The sequence below is a fragment of the Caulobacter sp. LARHSG274 genome, assembly GCF_052871235.1.
The window spans coordinates 594,992-610,848 of the sequence record NZ_JBIXJO010000001.1 but is presented as its reverse complement, the minus strand read 5'-3'; the positions used below and the strand labels follow the sequence as shown (position 1 = coordinate 610,848).

General features: G+C 69.0%; 20 protein-coding genes. 7 read left to right on the top strand and 13 right to left on the bottom strand.

Annotated features, from left to right (window positions below; all coding sequences use genetic code 11):
• Positions 1–14: 14 nt before the first annotated feature.
• From ACIPQB_RS02850 to ACIPQB_RS02800, 11 genes are all read right to left on the bottom strand, one after another.
• A complete protein-coding gene (locus tag ACIPQB_RS02850) occupies positions 15–419 on the bottom strand; it encodes an SWIM zinc finger family protein (RefSeq protein ID WP_446483678.1) in 405 nt (134 codons plus the stop codon).
• 84 nt (positions 420–503) lie between these two features.
• Entirely contained in the window at positions 504–1,154 is a 651-nt protein-coding gene (locus tag ACIPQB_RS02845) for a glutathione S-transferase family protein (protein ID WP_446483976.1), read from the bottom strand.
• 232 nt (positions 1,155–1,386) lie between these two features.
• Positions 1,387–1,647, bottom strand: coding sequence for an ATP synthase F1 subunit epsilon (locus ACIPQB_RS02840; RefSeq protein ID WP_446483677.1), 261 nt, complete (start codon positions 1,645–1,647; stop codon positions 1,387–1,389).
• Complete coding sequence (locus ACIPQB_RS02835; protein ID WP_446483676.1) at positions 1,647–1,895, bottom strand: hypothetical protein; 249 nt, start codon at positions 1,893–1,895, stop codon at positions 1,647–1,649. Before ACIPQB_RS02835 ends, ACIPQB_RS02840 begins: the two co-directional genes overlap by 1 nt.
• On the bottom strand, positions 1,895–3,514 hold the full coding sequence (gene atpD / locus ACIPQB_RS02830) for a F0F1 ATP synthase subunit beta (protein WP_446483675.1): 1,620 nt from the start codon (positions 3,512–3,514) through the stop codon (positions 1,895–1,897). The genes ACIPQB_RS02835 and atpD overlap by 1 nt, the downstream gene beginning before the upstream one ends.
• A gap of 59 nt (positions 3,515–3,573) precedes the next feature.
• Positions 3,574–4,449 carry a F0F1 ATP synthase subunit gamma gene (locus ACIPQB_RS02825; protein WP_446483674.1) on the bottom strand — a complete coding sequence of 292 codons (876 nt, stop codon included), beginning with the start codon at positions 4,447–4,449 and terminating at the stop codon, positions 3,574–3,576.
• 7 nt (positions 4,450–4,456) lie between these two features.
• On the bottom strand, positions 4,457–5,086 hold the full coding sequence (locus ACIPQB_RS02820; protein ID WP_446483673.1) for a pseudaminic acid biosynthesis-associated methylase: 630 nt from the start codon (positions 5,084–5,086) through the stop codon (positions 4,457–4,459).
• Between the two features lie 7 nt (positions 5,087–5,093).
• Complete coding sequence (gene atpA / locus ACIPQB_RS02815; protein WP_446483672.1) at positions 5,094–6,626, bottom strand: F0F1 ATP synthase subunit alpha; 1,533 nt, start codon at positions 6,624–6,626, stop codon at positions 5,094–5,096.
• Between the two features lie 50 nt (positions 6,627–6,676).
• Entirely contained in the window at positions 6,677–7,231 is a 555-nt protein-coding gene (locus ACIPQB_RS02810; protein WP_446483671.1) for a F0F1 ATP synthase subunit delta, read from the bottom strand.
• Between the two features lie 211 nt (positions 7,232–7,442).
• Entirely contained in the window at positions 7,443–7,691 is a 249-nt protein-coding gene (locus ACIPQB_RS02805) for a hypothetical protein (RefSeq protein ID WP_446483670.1), read from the bottom strand.
• Positions 7,692–7,778: 87 nt separating this feature from the next.
• Complete coding sequence (locus tag ACIPQB_RS02800; protein WP_446483669.1) at positions 7,779–8,111, bottom strand: CC_3452 family protein; 333 nt, start codon at positions 8,109–8,111, stop codon at positions 7,779–7,781.
• A 318-nt stretch (positions 8,112–8,429) separates the two neighbouring features.
• Here ACIPQB_RS02800 and ACIPQB_RS02795 point away from each other — a divergent pair, with 318 nt between their 5' ends.
• The 6 genes from ACIPQB_RS02795 (at position 8,430) to ACIPQB_RS02770 (ending at position 12,868) form a co-directional block, all read left to right on the top strand.
• Positions 8,430–9,071 carry a LemA family protein gene (locus ACIPQB_RS02795; protein ID WP_446483668.1) on the top strand — a complete coding sequence of 214 codons (642 nt, stop codon included), beginning with the start codon at positions 8,430–8,432 and terminating at the stop codon, positions 9,069–9,071.
• Between the two features lie 144 nt (positions 9,072–9,215).
• Positions 9,216–10,013: a TPM domain-containing protein gene (locus ACIPQB_RS02790; RefSeq protein ID WP_446483667.1), complete on the top strand. Its 798-nt coding sequence runs from the start codon at positions 9,216–9,218 to the stop codon at positions 10,011–10,013.
• The gene (locus tag ACIPQB_RS02785; RefSeq protein ID WP_446483666.1) at positions 10,013–10,708 is read left to right on the top strand and encodes a TPM domain-containing protein; all 696 of its coding nucleotides are present in this window, start codon (positions 10,013–10,015) and stop codon (positions 10,706–10,708) included. The genes ACIPQB_RS02790 and ACIPQB_RS02785 overlap by 1 nt, the downstream gene beginning before the upstream one ends.
• 62 nt (positions 10,709–10,770) lie before the next feature.
• Positions 10,771–11,187, top strand: coding sequence for a YybH family protein (locus ACIPQB_RS02780; protein ID WP_446483665.1), 417 nt, complete (start codon positions 10,771–10,773; stop codon positions 11,185–11,187).
• 101 nt (positions 11,188–11,288) lie between these two features.
• On the top strand, positions 11,289–12,476 hold the full coding sequence (locus ACIPQB_RS02775) for an acetyl-CoA C-acyltransferase (protein ID WP_446483664.1): 1,188 nt from the start codon (positions 11,289–11,291) through the stop codon (positions 12,474–12,476).
• 254 nt (positions 12,477–12,730) lie between these two features.
• Complete coding sequence (locus ACIPQB_RS02770) at positions 12,731–12,868, top strand: hypothetical protein (protein WP_446483663.1); 138 nt, start codon at positions 12,731–12,733, stop codon at positions 12,866–12,868.
• 27 nt (positions 12,869–12,895) lie between these two features.
• On the opposite strand, the gene ACIPQB_RS02765 is transcribed toward ACIPQB_RS02770, so the two are convergent.
• Positions 12,896–14,125, bottom strand: coding sequence for an MFS transporter (locus ACIPQB_RS02765; protein WP_446483662.1), 1,230 nt, complete (start codon positions 14,123–14,125; stop codon positions 12,896–12,898).
• A 69-nt stretch (positions 14,126–14,194) separates the two neighbouring features.
• Positions 14,195–14,632, bottom strand: coding sequence for a COG3650 family protein (locus ACIPQB_RS02760; RefSeq protein ID WP_446483661.1), 438 nt, complete (start codon positions 14,630–14,632; stop codon positions 14,195–14,197).
• Positions 14,633–14,678: 46 nt separating this feature from the next.
• Between ACIPQB_RS02760 and ACIPQB_RS02755 the strand changes: the two genes are divergently transcribed.
• Positions 14,679–15,821, top strand: coding sequence for a DNA cytosine methyltransferase (locus ACIPQB_RS02755; protein ID WP_446483660.1), 1,143 nt, complete (start codon positions 14,679–14,681; stop codon positions 15,819–15,821).
• The last annotated feature ends 36 nt before the right edge of the window (positions 15,822–15,857 follow it).

Genomic DNA, 15,857 nt, shown 5'->3' with positions numbered 1-15,857 from the left:
TTCGGTCGAGGCGTTCAGCTCTCCAGACCGGCCAGCACCTGGGGATCGCGCTTGGCCAGGTCGATCAGCCGCTCGATCAGCGCCTCGCGGCTTTCCAGGGCCAGGCCGTCGCGCAGCCGGGCCAGGCGGTCGCGAACCTGCTGCAGGCCCACGGCGTCGAGCAGGTTGGCGGCCACGACCACCGCCGCCTGGTGCTTGCAGGCCCCGAACTTGTCGAAGCCCGGACAGGTGCAGGCGCCCTCGCCGGCCGGGGCGCGCAGGGAGACGACATAGAGCTCGCCGCCGCGGACATGGGCGGTGACGCTGTCGTCCTCGATCGCCACCAGGTCGACCGCCCCGGCCTCGGCCAGTTCGACGCCGCTGGCGAACCAGCGCTCGTCCATGCGTTCGCGCCAGGCCTCAGTGTCGAACAGACTCATGCCTTGTCCCGGAAATGACGGCCGATCCCGGGATCGACCTGGAGCCGGCCGGGCGCGGTGGGAATCGCCCGACCGGTCCTTGTATCAGGCGCCGGCGGCGGCGGTGAAGACCGCCAGTTGATCCTCGAAGGCGCGCCGGTAGGCGGGCCGCGCCTCGCCGCGGGCGACATAGGCGGCGATGCTCGGGTGCTCCTCCAGCAGGCCCGATCCGCCCAGGCGGCGCAGCACCGTCACCATCAGCAGGTCGCCAGCGCTGAACGCCCCCTCGAGCCAGTCGGCGTCGCCCAGGTGGTTGGACAGGTCGCGCAGCCGGGCGCGGACCCGATCGTCGAGCATGGATTGGCGGGCCTCGAACCACGGCTGGTCGCGCTCGAACAGCGAGGCCATGGAGCGCTCGACGACCGCCGGCTCCACCGTGCTCAGGGCCGCGAACATCCAGGTGATCGCCCGGGCCCGGGCCTTGGGGTCCTCGGGCAGCAGGCCGGCGTGATGCTGGGCGAGATGGAAGACGATGGCCCCCGACTCGAACAGGGCCAGGCCGTCTTCCTCATAGGTGGGGATCTGCCCGAACGGATGGCGCGCCCGATGGGCGGTTTCCTTCATCTCCGCGAAGGACACCAGCCGAACGTCATAGGGCAGGCCGACCTCTTCGAGCGCCCAGCGGACGCCCATGTCCCGGGCCAGGCCCCGGCCGCGGTCGGGCGAAGCCTTGAAGGCGGTGAGGGTCGGGGTCATGGCGAGGCTCCGGGCGAAAGCGCCGGCGCGCGGCGGGGCGGTGGTGATGGACATGATCTTGGGCATTGTCGTGCTCCAGGCTCTTCGTATCCCGAGGACGCGCGAGCCGGGAGCCTTGCGACAGGCCCGCTGACTTTTTCCGCCGGCTTCGGAGAGACAGGTCCCGAACGCAGAACGGCCCGGGCGCTTGCACGCCCGGGCCGTGATGTTCGATCGGAAGATCGAAAGGCCTCTAGACCGCTTCGACCGCGTGCTCGGCCAGGATGGTGAAGCCGTCCGGACCGACGTCGGCGAAACCGCCCTGGATGTCGAACAGGCGCACGGTCGAACCATCGCGGACCGTGACCCGGCCCTCGCGCAGGGTGGTCATGAACGGGGCGTGGTTCGGCAGGACGCCGAAGTCGCCTTCCGCGCCCGGGGCGTCGACCTGGTCGACCTCGGCGGAGAACAGTTCGCGCTCGGGCGCGACGAGGGAGAAGTGCAGCTTGGTCATTATTCCACGATCTCGACTTCGCCCAAGGCGGCTTCGATGTCTTCGTCGGTCTGGATCTCGGTCCCGCAGAACGGGCAGAAGCGGATGGTGGTCAGGACCGTGCCCGTCTCACCATCCTCTTCCCGGTGACCCAGGTTGAGCAGGATCAGACCGCTGTCATGCTCGATCAGCGAGGCCTCGGGATCCGAAGACACCGCCTCCTCGAGTTCCTCGCAGCAGAAGTTGACCAGCTCGTGTTCGTCGCTCATCAGGCTTCGCCAGCCAGCTTTTCGGCCTTGGCCACGGCTTCCTCGATCGGGCCGACCATGTAGAAGGCCGCTTCCGGCAGGTGGTCGTACTCGCCGTCGACGATGCCCTTGAACGAGCGGATGGTGTCCTTCAGCTGGACGAAGGCGCCGGGCGTGTTGGTGAACTGCTCGGCGACGTGGAACGGCTGCGACAGGAAGCGCTGGATCTTGCGGGCGCGGGCGACCGTCAGCTTGTCCTCTTCCGACAGCTCGTCCATGCCCAGGATGGCGATGATGTCCTTCAGGGCCTTGTACTGCTGCAGCACTTCCTGGACCGAGCGGGCGACGTTGTAGTGCTCTTCGCCGATGACCAGCGGGTCCATGATCCGCGAGGTCGAGTCCAGCGGGTCGACGGCCGGGAAGATGGCCTGGGCGGCGATGTCGCGCGACAGCACGGTGGTGGCGTCCAGGTGGGCGAACGAGGCGGCGGGCGCCGGGTCGGTCAGGTCGTCGGCGGGCACGTAGATGGCCTGGACCGAGGTGATCGAGCCCTTGTTGGTCGAGGTGATGCGCTCCTGCAGGTTGCCCATCTCGGTGGCCAGGGTGGGCTGGTAGCCCACGGCCGAGGGGATGCGGCCCAGCAGAGCCGACACTTCGGCGCCGGCTTGGGTGAAGCGGAAGATGTTGTCGACGAACAGCAGCACGTCCTTGCCTTCCTCGTCGCGGAAATATTCCGCGATCGACAGGCCGGTCAGGGCGACGCGGGCGCGGGCGCCGGGGGGCTCGTTCATCTGGCCGTAGACCAGGGCGCAGCGGCTGCCTTCGGTCGAGCCGTTGTTGGCCTTGGGATCGACGTTGACGTTGGACTCGATCATCTCGTGATAGAGGTCGTTGCCTTCGCGGGTGCGTTCGCCCACGCCGGCCAGGACCGAGTAGCCGCCGTAAGCCTTGGCGATGTTGTTGATCAGCTCCTGCATCGTCACGGTCTTGCCCACGCCGGCGCCGCCGAACAGGCCGATCTTGCCGCCCTTGGTGTAGGGGCACATCAGGTCGATGACCTTGATGCCGGTGACCAGCACTTCAGCGGTGTTGGTCTGCTCGGCGAAGGACGGAGCGTCGCGGTGGATCGTGCGGGTGATGTCCGACTTGATCGGCCCCTGCTCGTCGATCGGCTCGCCGATCACGTTCATGATCCGGCCCAGGGTGCCGGGGCCGACGGGGACGCGGATCGATTCGCCGGTGTCGCGCACGGCCTGGCCGCGGACCAGGCCCTCGGTGGCGTCCATGGCGATGGCGCGGACGGTGTTCTGGCCCAGGTGCTGGGCGACCTCGAACACCAGGCGCTGGCCCGAGGCGGTGTTGACGGTTTCCAGGGCGTTGAGGATGGCCGGCAGCGGGCCTTCGAACTCGACGTCGACGACGGCGCCGATGACCTGCACCAGCTTGCCGGTGGCCGCGCCGATGACGGCGGGCGCTTCGCGGGTCGCGGCGGCTGCGACCTTGGGGGCGGCCGGCTTCTTGGCGACGGGAGCTTTCGGGGCGGCCGTCGCAGGCGCGGCGGCGGCCTTCGGAGCGGCGGGCTTCTTGACGGCGGCCGGCTTAACAGCGGCGGCGGGAGCCTTAGCGGGGGTCTTGGCCATGGCGTTCAGGATCTTTCGTACGGGCTCGTGCGGGCGTTTTTATGGTGGGAAGTTCAGGATCAGACGGCTTCGGCGCCGGAGATGATCTCGATCAGCTCCTTGGTGATCTGGGCCTGACGGGAGCGGTTGTATTCGAGGGTGTAGCGCTTGATCATGTCGCCGGCGTTGCGCGTGGCGTTGTCCATCGCCGTCATCTGGCTGGCGTAGAAGCCCGCCATGTTGTCGAGCAGGGCCGACAGGATCTGGACCGTCAGGTTGCGCGGCAACAGGGTCTCGAGGATGGCCTCTTCCGAGGGCTCGTATTCGTAGACCGCGGCCGGACCGGACGCGGGCTCGGCGCCCTCGACGACGGCCGGGATCAGCTGCAGGGCGGTCGGGATCTGCTGCACCACCGAACGGAAGCGGCTGTAGAACAGGGTGACCACGTCGACGTCGCCGGCCTCGTACAGGCGGGTGACGACGTCGGCGATCGGCTGGGCCACCGACAGGGTGAACTGGCGATAGGCCGACAGGTCGAAATTCTCGACGATGCGGTCGCTGTAGAGGCGGCGCAGCTGGGCGGTGGCCTTCTTGCCGACGCAGACGATCTTCACGTCCTTGCCTTCGCGCACCAGGGCGTCGATGCGCTCGCGGGCGGCGCGGACGATCGACGAGGTGAAGCCCCCGGCCAGGCCGCGGTCGGCGGCGGCGACGATGATCAGGTGGCGATCGTCGCGGCCGGTGCCGGCCAGCAGGGCCGGAGCCCCGGCCCCGGACACGCCGGCGGCCAGGTTGGCGATCACCGAAGCCAGGCGCCGGGCGTAGGGACGGGCGGCCTCGGCCGCGTCCTGACTCCGGCGCAGCTTCGCCGCCGCCACCATCTGCATCGCTTTCGTGATCTTCTGCGTCGCCTTGACGCTTGCGATCCGATTGCGCATTTCCTTTAGGCTTGCCATCCGCCTATCAGACCTTCCTAAACAACCACCAGGTGCTGTCGTCCATCACGGTCGTTCTTCTCCAGAAGAACCCGTAATCGACCAACTGCAGATCTGGGAACATATCCATGTAGAGCGAGCCAAAATCGTTCTTGAATAGAAGATCTTGTTCGCCACGGTAGGTAATCGTTTCGGCCTTCGGCGAAAAATACTCGGAGCAGAAGACGTACTTGGAAGCCACGCGATGCACTTCGCGCATCGTCGCCTCCAGCTGGCTGGGATCGACGTGGATCAGGACGCCGGCCGTGAAGGCCATGTCCACCGCGCCGTCGGCCAGCGGGATGCTGTGCCCGAAGCCTTCGAACAGCCGCTCGGCCGGCAGGACGCCGTTGTCGACCAGTTGCTGGCGGGCCGAAGCATTGGGCTCGATCGCCCACTGCTCCATGTCCGACAGCGCCTGGAGGCCCAGGAGGTTGAGGCCGACATTGGGCCCCACTTCCAGCACGCTCCGCGGCATGTCGCCGGTCATCCGCCGAAGCACCTCGCCCCAAACCCGCGCACGGCCGCGCACGGCCTCGACGGTGGCGCCGCTACGTTGCGTGTAGCGGTCGCCAAACTCGCCGGACCATGCGTCCAAGGATTTGGGTGCGTAGGCCATCGATTAACTAGGCGAAAGTCGCCGAGAAGCTGTCGAGCACGCTCTTCAGCGTGTTCTCCAGGTCCTTGTCGAGGGCCTTCTTGGTGCGGATGCCGTCCAGCAGGTCCTTGTGCTGGCTATGCAGGCGGGCCAGCAGCTCGCTTTCGAAGCGGCGGACGCTGCTGGTCGGGATCTTGTCCAGATAGCCGCGGGTGCCGGCGTAGATCACGCAGACCTGCTCCTCGACCGACTGCGGCGCATATTGCGGCTGCTTGAGCAGCTCGGTCAGGCGCTCGCCGCGGGCCAGCAGCTTCTGGGTCGAAGCGTCCAGGTCCGAGCCGAACTTGGCGAAGGCGGCCATTTCGCGATACTGGGCCAGCTCGCCCTTGATCGCGCCGGCCACCTGCTTCATCGCCTTGATCTGGGCCGACGAGCCGACGCGCGACACCGAGATGCCGACGTTCACGGCCGGGCGGATGCCCTGGTAGAACAGGTCGGTTTCCAGGAAGATCTGGCCGTCGGTGATCGAGATCACGTTGGTCGGGATATAGGCCGAGACGTCGTTGGCCTGGGTTTCGATGATCGGCAGGGCCGTCAGCGAGCCCGAACCGTTGTCTTCGTTGAGCTTGGCGGCGCGTTCCAGCAGGCGCGAGTGCAGGTAGAACACGTCGCCCGGATAGGCTTCGCGGCCCGGCGGACGGCGCAGCAGCAGCGACATCTGGCGATAGGCGACGGCCTGCTTGGAAAGGTCGTCATAGATGATCAGGCCGTGCAGGCCGTTGTCGCGGAACCACTCGCCCATGGCGCAGCCCGAGAACGGGGCCAGGTACTGCAACGGGGCCGGCTCGGAGGCCGAGGCCACCACGACGATGGTGTATTCCAGGGCGCCGTGCTCTTCGAGCGTCTTGACGATCTGGGCGACGGTCGAGCGCTTCTGGCCGATGGCGACATAGACGCAATAGAGCTTGGCGCTCTCGTCCTTGCCGGCGTTGGCGGCCTTCTGGTTCAGGATGGTGTCGATGGCGACGGCGGTCTTGCCGGTCTGGCGGTCGCCGATGATCAGCTCGCGCTGGCCGCGGCCGACCGGGATCAGGGTGTCGATCGACTTCAGGCCGGTCTGCACGGGCTCGTGCACCGACTTGCGCGGGATGATGCCCGGGGCCTTGACGTCGACGCGGCGACGCTCGGTCGAGACGATCGGGCCCTTGCCGTCGATCGGCTCGCCCAGCGGGTTGACGACGCGGCCCAGCAGGCCCTTGCCGACCGGCACGTCGACGATCTCGCCAAGGCGGCGGACTTCGTCGCCCTCCTTGATGGCCTGGTCCTGGCCGAAGATCACGGCGCCGACATTGTCGCGCTCGAGGTTCAGGGCCATGCCCTTCACGCCGGCCTTCGGGAACTCGACCATCTCGCCGGCCTGGACGTTGTCCAGGCCGTAGATGCGGGCGATGCCGTCGCCGACGGACAGCACCTGGCCGACGTCGGACACGGCGGCTTCCTCGCCGAAATTGGCGATCTGCGACTTGAGGATGGCCGAAATCTCGGCGGCGCGGATGTCCATGGCTGTCTTGGGCTCTCTGCGATTTTATCTTTGGACGCGCTTATAAAGGCTTAGGCGCGCTTCAGGGCGAATTTCAGGGAATCGAGCTTCGAACGGAGCGAAGCATCGAATAGGCGGGATCCGACACGCACCTTGATGCCGCCCAGGATGGACGGGTCGACGCGGGTCGAGAGTTCAGGAGTCTTGCCCAGGGCGGTGGCGACGGCGGCCGAGACGCCCTTCAGCTGGGCGGCGGTCAGGGGGCTGGCGGTGACCACCTCGGCGGTGACGACGCCGCGATGGGCGGCCGACAGCTCTATAAAGGCGCTGATCGCGCCCAGCAGGTCGCCGGCCCGGCCGTTGCTGGCCACCAGGCCCAGGAACTTGGCGGTCAGCAGCTGGAAGCCGGCCTTGGCGGCGACGGCGGTCAGGCCCTTGGCCTTGTCCTCGGCGCTGAAGGCGGGGCTCTGGATCAGGCGGCGCAGGTCGGCGCTGGCGGCCGCCATCGCCCGCAGCGACTTCAGGTCGGCCTCGACCTGGGTCAGCTGGTTGCTCTCGATCGTCAGTTCGAACAGGGACTGCGCATAGCGCTGACCCGCATCCGTCGCCTTGGTTTCGTCCGCCACTTGTTCCGCCCGGTGCGTTTGCAATCGCCGCGAACGAGAAGTTTAACCCCCATCCCGGCTTAAAGGCTTGAGCGCGCTCTAGAAAAGCGCATGGACGGCCGGCGCTGACGCGCTGCCCTGTCCGAAGCCGCGCGCCTGATAACACGCAGCCTTCGCAGTCGCAACCAAGGCCGCTGCGTAAGGTTTCGCCGAATCTGGCGAATTTGGGCCGCTACGGGACGCTCACCTTGCGGAAGACCGCGGAGGCGGCGGCGACCAGGGCGCCGTCGGCCGAGCGGGCCTCGGCCTGGGCGAAAACCAGGCTGCGGGTCGCCCGCTCGACCCAGGCTTTCACGCCGCAGTCCTGGGCGGCCAGGGCCTCGGCGGGACCATAGTCGACGATCAGCGAGGCCGCCGCGGCGCCCGGGCCGGCGATCTGGCGCAGGGCGTCTTCCAGCAGGGCGGCGGTTGAGGCGGTCATGCCTTTGAGACTCTATCTTCTATGTCGCGCAGGAAAAGGGGCGACGGAACCGGTCCGCCGCCCCAGGCGCCGAGTCTAGAGGGCCACCTATTTGGCCGCGAGGCTGGCGGTCTTGGCGGCGGCGTTGCAGCGCTGCAGCTCGTCGGCGTCCAGCGACTTGGTCTCGCCGCCGAAAGCCGCCACGCGGCCGACTTCCTTGGCCAGCGCCTTGCAGGCGACGGCGGTCAGGGCTCGGGACGGGGCGGCGGTGGAGACGCATTCGGCCCCGTCGCAGACGAAGACCGCGCCGCCGGCCACGACCTTGGTCTTGGCGGCGATCGGCGCTTCCAGCGCCGCGGCGATGCGGCCGTCAGCCAGGGCCGCGCCGGCGAACATCGAGACGGAAAGGGCGGCGACAGCCGCCAGCGAACGGAGCTTCATGGGGAGCCCTCCGGCCTACAGGGAGTTGCAAGGTGATCGATGATCGGCGAAAAGCTGTACTGGCCGTCCGGTCCCGAGATGTCAGCGGCGGCATCCCGACCGGCGCTTCGGATCCGAACTAAGCATTGCTTAGATATCAGCGTTCAGAAACGGCGCAAGCAAAATCTGTTTCGCATGTGCGTTTTTTCGGAAAACCCGATCCGGCCGGCCGCCGCGCCGGCATGGACAAGGTTTAATCGCGCCGGACCTGACGCCGATCAAACCAGACGCTATCTAACGACGTTACGCACAGACGATCTTTTCGTCCCGGAGGGCTGCATGAACCGCTTGGCCAAATCCCTGGCGCGCCTGGCGCTGCTGGTCGCCATTCCCGTCGGCCTCGCCGGCTGCGGGATCAACACCATTCCCCGGCAGGACGAGGCGACCAAGACCGCCTGGGCCGAGGTGCAGAACCAGTACCAGCGCCGGGCCGACCTGATTCCCAACCTGGTCGCCACGGTGAAGGGCTACGCCGCCCAGGAGAAGGACGTGCTGACCTCGGTCACCCAGGCCCGGGCCAGCGCCACCCAGGTCAAGGTCGACGCCTCGACCATCACCGACCCCGCCCAGTTCCAGCAGTACGCCGCCGCCCAGGACAAGTTGTCGGGCGTGCTGGGCCGGCTGATGATGATCCAGGAAAGCTATCCGGAGCTGAAGTCGAACCAGAACTTCCTGGCTCTGCAGAGCCAGCTGGAGGGCACCGAGAACCGCATCGCCATCGCCCGGCGCGACTACAACCAGACCGCCCAGGTCTACAACACCACCTTGCGCACCTTCCCCAGCGTGTTCTGGGCCAAGACGCTCTACAGCGGCCAGAAGCCGGCCCAGCTGTTCCAGGCCACGGCGGCGGCCCAGTCGGCGCCCAATGTCGACTTCAGCGCCCCGCCCCCGGCCCGTCCGCAGCCGGCCCCGGCGCAGTAGGTGAGCGCGCGCCCTCTTCTCCTCCCCCGCAACGCGGGGGAGGAGGCGCGGCGCGATCAGCGCCGTGACGGAGGGGGCGTCCCCGCCGTTTTCGCTACACGCCCCCTCCGTCACGACGCGTATTCGCATCGCGCCACCGCCCCCGTGGCACGGGGGAGGAGCTGGATAGTCGCCCTTCTCGCGGCCTTCATCGCCCTAGCGATATTCACCCCCGCCCTCGCCGCCCCGACCTTTCCGCCCCTGACCGGCCGGGTGGTCGACGACGCCAACATCCTCTCGCCGCAGGTCGAGGCCGACCTGACCGCCAAGCTGGCCGGCCTGGAACAGTCCACCGGCCGCCAGCTGGTGGTCGCCACCCTGCCCAACCTGCAAGGCTATGAGATCGAGGACTACGGCTACCAGCTGGGCCGCACCTGGGGGATCGGCGAGAAGGGCAAGAACAGCGGCGTCATCCTCCTGGTCGCCCCCAACGAGCGCAAGGTGCGGATCGAGGTCGGCTACGGCCTCGAGCCGATCCTCACCGACGCCCTGTCCAGCGTCATCATCCAGAGCGCCGTGCTGCCGAAGTTCAAGGCCGGCGACCTGGAGGGCGGCGTCGTCGCCGGGACCGACGCGCTCATCCAGCAGCTGGCCCTGCCGGAGGACCAGGCCAAGGCCCGGGCCCAGCAGGCCTTCGAGGTCCCGGCCGCCAGCCGCAGCCCGGGGCCGTCGCCCGTGATCGTGCTGATCGTCCTGTTCGTGGTGGTCTTCATGATCAGCCGGATGTTCAGCCGTCGCGGCCGGTCCGGTCTCGGCGCGGCCCTGCCGTGGATCATCCTCAACGGCCTGATGAGCGGCGGCGGTCGCGGCGGCGGCGGCGGATGGAGCAGCGGCGATGGCGGCGGCGGCTTCTCCGGCGGCGGCGGCTCGTTCGGCGGCGGCGGATCCTCGGGGAGCTGGTGATGCGAACCCTTTCACAGGCCGACCAGGACCGCATCGCCCAGGCGGTGGCCGAGGCCGAGAAGACCACCGCCGGCGAGATCTATTGCGTGCTGGCCCCGGAGGTCGGCGACGACCGCGAGGTCCCGCTGATCTGGGCGGTCGGCGCGGCCCTGGTGCTGCCGGCCCTAGCCCTGCTGGCCGGCTTCCGGCCCGAAATGCTGACCCGGCTGTTCGGCGGCTGGAGCGTCGGCCACGCCGCCGCCCAGGACGGAGCGATCCTCTCGGCCCTGCTGACCTATGTCGGCCTGCAGGCGGCGACCTTCCTGGTCGTGGCCCTGGCGGTCTCCTGGCCGCCGGTCCGCCGCGCCCTGACGCCGGCCTCGCGCAAGGCCGCCCGCGTGCGCCAGGCGGCGATGGACTATTTCCTGGCCAAGGACCTGCACCTGACCCGCGACCGCACCGGCGTGCTGATCTTCGCCGCCCTGGCCGAGCACCGCGTCGAGGTGATCGCCGACGAGGGGATCTACGCCGCCGCGCCCAATACGGTGTGGGACGAGGTGGTCGCCGACCTGACCGCCGGCCTCAAGCGCGGGGCGATCGCCGACGGCTTTGTCGCCGCCGTGGCCCGGGCGGGCGCGATCCTGGCCGCCCACGTGCCGCCGCGCCCCGGCGACGCCAACGAGCTGCCCGACGGCCTGACCGTTCTGCCGCGTTAGGCCGCGCTGACCTGTCGTCGCCCCGTGCGTTGAATCGGGATCCGCACGACAGGAGCCTTCGCATGAGCACCGATTTCGAAGCCTTCATCGCCCAGCGCCGCCGCGTCGCCCAGGCCTATGTCAACGGCGACGCCGGGCCGCTCGGCGAGATCGCCGCCCAGGCCAATCCCGCCACCTTCTTTCCGCCGAACGGCGGGCGCGAGGACGGGGCGGGCCATGTCACGGCCGTCAACGCCCGCGGCGCCAAGAGCTTCGCGCCCGGCGGCGAGACGACCCTGGAGATTCTGCACAGCCAGGCCAGCGGCGACCTCGCCTACTGGACCGGCCTCCAGCACGCCGCCGTTCGCTTCGCCGGCCGGGACGAGCCGGTCGAGATGCATCTGCGGATCACCGAGATCTTCCGGCGCGAGGACGACGCCTGGAAGCTGATCCATCGCCACGCCGACCCGCTCGCCGAGCCCCAGCCGCCCCAGAAATAGTAAAGAGGCGCCGCTTTCCCCAAACCTGATCTTTCGCGCTCCTAGATCCCGGTCTAGGGTGGCCGAAAATTCAAACTAACGTTTAACGGGGAGTGCGCCCAATGCGCGAAGCGGTGATCGTCTCTTACGCCCGGACCGGCCTGGCCAAGTCCAACCGCGGCGGCTTCAACAACACCCATGGCGCGGCCATGGCCGGCCACGCCATCCAGCACGCGGTCAGCCGGGCGCGCCTGGAAGGCGCGGAAGTGGAGGATGTCGCCCTGGGCTGCGGCGGTCCGGAGGGCGCCACCGGCATGAACGTCGCCCGCAACGCCGCCATCTGGGCCGGCCTGCCGGTCACCACCTCGGGCCAGACCATCAACCGCTTCTGCTCCTCGGGCCTGCAGGCCATCGCCACCGCCGCCAACTATGTCCGCAACGACGGGGCCAAGGTCGCGGTCGGCGGCGGGGTGGAGTCGATCTCGCTGGTGCAGGGCGGCGGCCACATGAACCGCTTCCACATCACCGAAGACAAGCTGATGCGCGAGAAGCCGGCCCTGTGGATGGCGATGATCGACACCGCCGACATCGTCGCCAAGCGCTACAACATCGCCCGCGATTATCAGGACGAATACGCCCTGCGCAGCCAGCAGCGGATCGCAGCGGCCCAGGCCGCCGGCCTGTTCGCCGACGAGATCGTGCCGATGGCCACCCAGATGAAGGTGGTCGACAAGGAGACCAAGGCAGAAAGTCTGGTCGACTATGTGGTCACCAAGGACGAGTGCAACCGCCCCGAAACGACGCTGGAGGGCCTGGCCAGCCTGAAGCCGGTGATGGGCGAGGGCAATTTCGTCACCGCCGGCAACGCCAGCCAGCTGTCGGACGGCGCCGCCGCCGTGGTGATCATGGAGGCCAAGGAGGCCGCCCACCGCAACCTTGAACCCCTGGGCCTGTTCAAGGGCTTCGCCGTCGCCGGCTGCGAGCCCGACGAGATGGGCATCGGTCCGGTCTTCGCCGTGCCGCGGCTCTTGGAGCGCCACGGCCTGAAGGTCGACGACATCGACCTGTGGGAGCTGAACGAGGCCTTCGCCAGCCAGTGCCTCTACAGCCGCGACCGCCTGGGGATCGATCCGGAGAAGTATAATGTCAACGGCGGCTCGATCGCCATCGGCCACCCGTTCGGCATGACCGGGGCCCGCTGCGCCGGCCACCTGCTGCTGGAGGGCAAGCGCCGCGGCGCCAAGCTGGGCGTGGTGACCATGTGCATCGGCGGCGGCATGGGCGCCGCCGGCCTATTCGAAATCTTCTGATTTCGAATAGGCCGGAGGACGGCGCCCATCTTCAAGGATGGCGCAAATCGCCTTCGCGATTTGTGCGCGGCGCGGCGGGATTGTTCGAGATCTTCTAGGTCCGTTTTCCCGACCCTGTCCTGAACGCCGCCGGGTTCGCGCCCGGCGGCGTTTTGGCATTTGGCTGGCGACCTTGAAACACCGACAATCGCAACCATCTTTGTTGCCGATCGAGCGCCCCCGGGGCGTCGATCGTTCAACCAGGATCCACCGCCATGGCCTCCGCCACCAAGGCCCTCTTCGCCCTCGCCGCCGTCGCCGCCGTCTCGATCGGCCTGCTGCTGCCCGTCCCTGGCGGCCACCAGAGCCCGGAGGCGCGGGGCCATTACGAACTGATGGACGTGGGGCGCTGATCCGAGCGGCGCCTGGCGGATGTCCAGCTAGGCCGCGTCCTGGTCGAGCGCTTCGGCGGGCGTCGCCAGTGTCCGCCGCTTGGCCCACCCTATGCCTCCCGCCGCCGTGATCGCCATGGCCGCCGTGATCCCGACAGCGGGCCAGCCGAAGCTGGACACCAGCGGGCCGCCAACCGCCGTACCGAGGCTCCCGCCGACAAAATAGATGACCATATAGACGCTGTTGAACGGAGCCGGTCGCCGTGGGTCGAGGCTCAGAACCCGACGCTGGTTGGCGACCTGGGCTGAAAAGAGACCCGTGTCGAACAAGGCGAGCGTCAGGATCATCAGGGGCGCTACGCCCAAGATGAACGGCGTCACCAAAGCGCAGAGCAGCGCCAGCCCCAGGCCCGCGAGCACGACCCGCGGGCTCCCGAACCTGTCGGCCAGCTGTCCGGCGACGCGAGTGGCGACGATGCCGGCCGCCCCGGCAAGCGAGTACAGGCCTATGGTTGTCGGCGACCGGCCGAGCGGCGGTAGGGCTAGCGCCAGCGACAGGCCCATCCAGACCAGACTGAACGCGAAGAACCACAGCGCGCCCGCCAGCGCCGCCGCCCGAAGGTCGGCGTGGGTGAGCAACAGTCGCGGCATGGACGCGAGCGTAGCGAAATAGGACCCCTCGCGATGCGGCGTGGTTCGCGGGAGCAGCACGCGACTTCCCAGCGCGCAGGACAGGCAAAGGCAGGCGACGATCAGCAGCATCGCGCGCCATCCCACCCGATCCGCCAACCCGCCGCCGACCAGTCGGCCGAGAAGCACGCCAGCCGATATTCCCGCGGTGACGGCTCCAAGGGCGCGGCCGCGCCGGCCGGCGGACGAGTGCTTGCCCGCCAAGGTGCTCATCTGGGCCCCGGTGCTCGCGCAGATTCCCGAAACCAACAGGGCCGCCCCGAAGGCCATGACGTTCGTGGCGATCGCGACGAGTCCGAGCGACAGACCCAGAAAGGAGAGCTGGGCGGGTAAAAGCCGCCGGGCCGGCACGTGGTCGACGAGCGGCACCAGGAGCGCCAAGCCGATCATATAGCCAAGAATGGGCAGGCCCGCCGCCGCACTGGTGGACGCCAGCGTGGCGCCGAGGTCCTGGGCTATGCGACGCAGTTCCGGTTGAACCGTGTAGCTGGTCGAGGTCGCCACGCCGGCCGCCACCGCCAGAAACAGGACCTGGGTCCCGGCGAGACTTTGGGAATGAGGGTTCGAGTTGTTCTGCGCTGAGGTCATGGCCGCGAGGCTAGACGCGACGAATTTCGTTGGCTGGCGGAATCCGGACGCGGCCAGAAACTCGCGGCGCTAAGGCCTCGGCCGCTTCGCCAGATCCTCCGGCCTCGCTGCGCAGCCCTGCAGCACCGCGCCGTTGAACGTCACCTCGGCACGGTAGGGATATGAGCGGTCGGACATCCCGTCCGAGCAGGCCTCCGGCGTCAGCCTGAACACCAGGTGTCCGGTCCCCCAGACCCCGATGTCGCCCTCGACCCGGGCGCCGGGATTGTCGGCGGCCACCTCCGGCTCGTCCGGCCGGGTCAGGCTGAGGCCCTGGCGGCGGATCTTGCCGCCCCAGAACGGCTCGGTCCCGACCAGGTCGAAGTCGCCGGAATAGTCCGGCCCCGGCGGCGTCGCGGCCGGGGCGTCGGCCGGGGCCACCGACGCCCCCTCCGAAGCGCCCATCGGCGACTGGCCGCAGGCGGCGAGGCCGAGGATCAGGCACAGGGCGGCGGCGGAACGGAGCATGGCGGCGCTATCCTTGGGCGGTCGGCTCAAGCTAGACTCCCCGGCGATGAATCGAAACGCCTCCCCGACCTTCTACGAGTTCTTCGCCGGCGGCGGCATGGCCCGCCTGGGCCTGGGCGAGGCCTGGACCTGCGCCTTCGCCAACGACTTCGACCCGGTCAAGGCCGCGACCTATCGCGACAACTTCGCCGACGCGGCGGATCATTTCCATGAAGGCGACGTCTGGCAGCTCGCCCCCGCTGACCTGCCGGGCCACGCCGATCTGGCCTGGGCCTCCAGCCCCTGCCAGGACTTCAGCCTGGCCGGGGCGCGGGCCGGCCTGCAGGGCGGCCGCTCCTCGGCCTTCTTCGGCTTCTGGCGACTGATGCAGGCGCTCAACGCCGAGGGCCGCGGGCCCGACACCGTGGTGGTCGAGAACGTCGTCGGCCTGCTGACCTCGCACGGCGGCGCCGACTTCACGGCCCTGTGCCGGGCCCTGGCCGACCAGGGCTATCGTTTCGGGGCGCTGGAGATCGACGCTGCACGTTTCACGCCGCAGTCGCGCCCGCGGGTGTTCGTGGTCGCCACCCGGCGTCCGGTCGAGGGCCTGACCGGCGACAGTCCGTTCCACAGCCGCGCCGTGCGCGAGGCCCAGGCCCGGCTGCCTGCTGACCTGAAGGATCTGTGGACTTGGTGGGGCCTGACCGCGCCGCCGGCCCGCAACGCCGACCTGGCCGCCGTGCTCGAGCCCGACGACCGGGCCGCCTGGCGGACGGAGGCGGCCACCGCCGCCCTGCTCGACCTGATGGCGCCGTCCCACCGGACCGCCGTCGAGGCCCGGGTCCAGAGAGGCGAGCGAGCCGTGGGGGCGGTGTTCCGGCGGATGCGCGGCGGCCAGCAACGGGCCGAGGTGCGGTTCGACGGCCTGGCCGGCTGCCTGCGCACCCCGCGCGGCGGCTCCTCGCGCCAGACCCTGCTGGTCGTCGACCGCGGCCAGGTCCGCTCGCGACTGCTCAGCCCGCGCGAAGGCGCCCGGCTGATGGGCCTGGCCGACAGCTACCGCCTGCCCGCCAGCCCGACCGCCGGCCTGCACGTGATCGGCGACGGCGTCGCCGCGCCGGTGGTGCGCTGGCTGTCCGAACGGCTGCTGGCGTCCCTGGTTTCCGGCGATCCGGCCTTCAGCAAATCTGCGGCCCTGGCCGCCGAATGACCCGCTGACAGCCGAAATCCCACGGCCTAAGGTGAG